Genomic DNA, 3,587 nt, shown 5'->3' on the forward strand with positions numbered 1-3,587 from the left:
CCTTGGGCCGCGGCTTGGGACCGCGGCGCGGCCCGGTCGCCCGGCGCCGGCCGGTGCCCGGGCCCAGCGCTCCCCGGCCCTCGGCGCGGCGGCCCGCCTGGCGGTCGCCGTCCTCCTCCGCGTAGCCGTCGGCCGCGGCCCCGTCGGGCGCCTCGGGCGGGATCACCCGGAGGTTCATGGTCCGCTCGGCCGCCGGCACCCGGCCGTGGCCCGGGCTCGCGGCCTTCAGGTTCATGGTCCGCTCGGCGGCCGGCACCCGGCCGCCGTCCGGCGGTGCGGGCTGCGGTCCCCGGGGGCGCCCCGGCGCGTCCGGCCCCGCCGGACCGGGCCCGGACTGCCAGTACCGCTCGGTCGAGCCGTAGCCGTCGGGGGCCTCGTAGACGCCCCAGTCCCCCGGTTCGCCGCCGTCGCCGGCCCGCTGCGTGTTCCCCTCCGGGCGCACCGCCGTCACCCGCTCAGCCCCGTCCGATCACCGGCGCGAGGCCGGCCGACCGGCCCACCGCCTCGGCGAAGCCGCACTCGGCGAGCCAGTTCGCCAGCATCCGGTGGCCGCCCTCGGTGAGCACCGACTCCGGGTGGAACTGCACTCCTTCGACCAGCAGCTCGCGGTGGCGCAGGCCCATGATTACGCCGCTGTCGGTGCGGGCGGTGACCACCAGGGTGTCCGGGACGGTGGCCGGGTCGACCGCCAGCGAGTGGTACCGGGTGGCGGTCATCGGCGAGGGCAGCCCCTCGAAGACCCCGCCGTCCTCGTGGGTCACCTCGGAGGTCTTGCCGTGCAGCAGCTCCGGCGCCCGTCCGACCACCGCGCCGTACGCGACCGCGATCGACTGCAGGCCCAGGCAGACCCCGAAGACCGGCAGCCCGATCTGCGCGCAGCGGTGCACCATGTCGACGCAGATCCCGGCCTCCTCCGGGGTGCCGGGTCCGGGGGAGAGCAGCACCCCGTCGAAGCCGCGGTCGCCGTCGCGGAGCACCGCGTGGTCGGCCGTCACCTCGTCGTTGCGGACCACCTCGCAGGTGGCGCCGAGCTGGTAGAGGTACTGGACGAGGTTGAAGACGAAGCTGTCGTAGTTGTCGACCACGAGGATCCGGGGCGGGCGGCCGGAGGTCATCGCACTACTCCTGATGCAGAGTCGGGCAGGCAGGGGTGACGGTGTGTGGCCCGGCGTCAGCCGGTACCGCCCTCATCGACGGTGACGTTACCGAACGGGAGCAGCGGCTCGGCCCACGGGAAGACGTACCGGAACAGGACGTAGACGATCCCGAGCACCAGCAGCAGCGTGATGACCGCCCGGATCAGGGTGTTGCCCGGCAGGTGCCGCCAGATCCAGCCGTACATGGTGCTCCTCGCGAGGTTCAGGTCGGGAACCAGAGTAGACCGCCACCCGGTTCCGTATCGCGCTTATACCGGGGTGGACAACGGCGGGGCGCGCTCCGGTTCCCGGCAGCCGCGGCCCTACTGGCCCTCGGCCGAGCGCAGGTCGGCGGAGCCGGCGTAGCCGGGCAGCGTCAGGTCGGTGTTCTCCTGCACCTTCCAGCCGAGGCCGTACGCGACCACGTACTGCAGGTAGCGGCGGATCGCCGGGTCGGTGTCGACGGCGGAGCGCAGCGCGTCGGTCTTCCCGACCGCCTTGATCACGTACGGCGGGGAGTAGACCCGGCCCTGGAGCAGCAGGGTGTTGCCGACGCAGCGCACCGCGCTGGTCGAGATCAGCCGCTGGTCCATCACCTGGATGCCCTCGGCGCCGCCCCGCCACAGCGCGTTTACCACGGCCTGGATGTCCTGCTGGTGGATGACCAGGTCGTTGACGTCCGGCTCGGGGACGCCGGGGATCCGGGCGGTGGCGTTCGGCGGGGCGTCGTTGAGGGTGACCGTCAGCCCGGGACCGCGCAGCGTCTCCAGGGCGGCGGCCTGCTGGAGCGCGTCGAGCCGCTGGGTGTCGGCGGGTCCGCCCTGCTGCTGGGCGAAGGCGTCGGTGCGGTCCTGGAGCTCGCCGACCTGGGCCTGCAGTTGCTGGTTCTGCGCGCTGCGCTCGCGTATCACGTCGCTGAGCTTGAGCAGCGAGTTGTCGGTGCGCAGATCGGTGCCCTGGGCGGTCTGGGCGCTGATGTAGAAGAGCAGTCCGGCGAGTGCGAAGACGGCGCAGGTCAGGGCACGTCCGACAATTCGGGTCCGGCCGGGGCGCACGGAGCCGGGCTCTGGGGGAATCGTGGAATTCGGCACCGTACCCTTATCTCCTTAAGACCCGGCGAGCCACTACGCTAACGGACGCCGGTGGCATGTGCGGAGTGCTGGTCCCGGCACGACGACGGGGTTCCCCGCGTGCGTGCCGGCCGACGGCCTCCCGTACGGATCCGGCTCCCACAGCCGCCCGCTTTCCCGCTGCACCCCGCGCGGTCACAGCGCATCGACAGGAGAGTCCCTCGTGCCGAAGTCCCGAGTCCGCAAGAAGGACGAGTACACCCCGCCGTCCTCGGCGACCGCGGTGAAGATCAGCTCAGGCCGGAGCTGGGTCGCCCCGCTCATGCTGGCGTTCTTCCTGATCGGCCTGGTCTGGATCGTCACGTACTACGTGACCAGTGGCGGCTGGCCGGTGGCGAGCTGGGGCAACTGGAACATTCTGGCCGGTTTCGGCTTCATCGCGGCGGGCTTCGGCGTCTCCACCCAGTGGAAGTAGGCCACGGCCGCCCTCCCGTCCGGCCCGGCACCGCCTCGGAGTGATCCCGGGGCGGTGTTTCGGCACGCCCGGACGTAGCCCGACCATCTGTTTATCCACACAGTTATCCACACTGGGGAAAAGTCCGTCCCGCCTGTGGATAACTCACCGGCGGCAACCCGCTCGAACAGCCCGGAACGGCTATCGAATTCCCAGCTGGACGCGCGTAGACCAGACCCCCCCGAACGGCTGTGCACACCCGCTGTGCACACCCGCACGCCCACTGTGGACAACTACCCGCCGAGCCGGGCCGTCCCCAGCACCAGGGTCACCAGCACCAGCGCCAGCAGGCCCGCCGCCGTCAACCCCTGGACCAGCCCGCGGTGCCCCCGTGGGGCGTACACCAGCCCCACCGCCATGACGCCGCCCGCCACCAGGCCGCCGATGTGCGCCCGCCAGTCGATCCAGCTCAGCGAGAACGTCACCACCAGGTTGAACACCAGCAGCGCCACCACCGGCCCCATCGGCGCCCGGTTGCGGTGCACCAGCACCACCGTCGCCCCCAGCAGCCCGAAGATCGCCCCGGAGGCCCCCACCGAGTAGAGCGCGCCGCCGGACACCAGGAACGCCAGCGCGTTGCCGGCCAGCCCCGAGAGCAGGTACAGGCCGAGGAACCGCCCCCGGCCCAGCGCCCGTTCCAGCGGCGGTCCGAGCACCAGCAGGCTGACCATGTTGGTCGCCAGGTGTGCGAAGCCCGCGTGCACGAACATCGCGGTCAGCAGCCGGTACCACTGGTCGGGGCCCTCGGCCACGCCGATCGACAGCCCGGGCACCGGCACGTAGCTGTACAGCCCGAGCCGCTGCTGCCAGGCCGGCGCCAGGTACTGGGTGAACAGGAAGACCAGGACGTTCAGCCCGGCCAGCGCG

General features: G+C 72.3%; 5 protein-coding genes and 1 pseudogene. 1 reads left to right on the forward strand and 5 read right to left on the reverse strand.

The window, feature by feature from the left end; all coding sequences use genetic code 11:
* From AA75_RS14620 to AA75_RS14630, 4 genes and pseudogenes are all read right to left on the reverse strand, one after another.
* Positions 1 to 442 (reverse strand): annotated as a pseudogene (locus tag AA75_RS14620) (hypothetical protein); the annotation flags it as partial.
* Positions 443 to 455: 13 nt separating this feature from the next.
* Positions 456 to 1,115: an aminodeoxychorismate/anthranilate synthase component II gene (locus tag AA75_RS14625; RefSeq protein ID WP_033820432.1), complete on the reverse strand. Its 660-nt coding sequence runs from the start codon at positions 1,113 to 1,115 to the stop codon at positions 456 to 458.
* Positions 1,116 to 1,171: 56 nt separating this feature from the next.
* Entirely contained in the window at positions 1,172 to 1,342 is a 171-nt protein-coding gene (locus AA75_RS50865) for a hypothetical protein (RefSeq protein ID WP_033820433.1), read from the reverse strand.
* A 117-nt stretch (positions 1,343 to 1,459) separates the two neighbouring features.
* On the reverse strand, positions 1,460 to 2,191 hold the full coding sequence (locus AA75_RS14630) for a DUF881 domain-containing protein (protein WP_233289024.1): 732 nt from the start codon (positions 2,189 to 2,191) through the stop codon (positions 1,460 to 1,462).
* A gap of 238 nt (positions 2,192 to 2,429) precedes the next feature.
* Here AA75_RS14630 and crgA point away from each other — a divergent pair, with 238 nt between their 5' ends.
* On the forward strand, positions 2,430 to 2,681 hold the full coding sequence (crgA, locus tag AA75_RS14635; RefSeq protein WP_033820434.1) for a cell division protein CrgA: 252 nt from the start codon (positions 2,430 to 2,432) through the stop codon (positions 2,679 to 2,681).
* Positions 2,682 to 2,953: 272 nt separating this feature from the next.
* Here crgA and AA75_RS14640 read toward each other — a convergent pair.
* A partial coding sequence (locus AA75_RS14640; RefSeq protein WP_033820435.1) for a rhomboid family intramembrane serine protease occupies positions 2,954 to 3,587 on the reverse strand: 634 nt, incomplete at its 5' end.

The organism is Kitasatospora sp. MBT63, assembly GCF_000710465.2.
Classification (GTDB): Bacteria; Actinomycetota; Actinomycetes; order Streptomycetales; family Streptomycetaceae; genus Kitasatospora.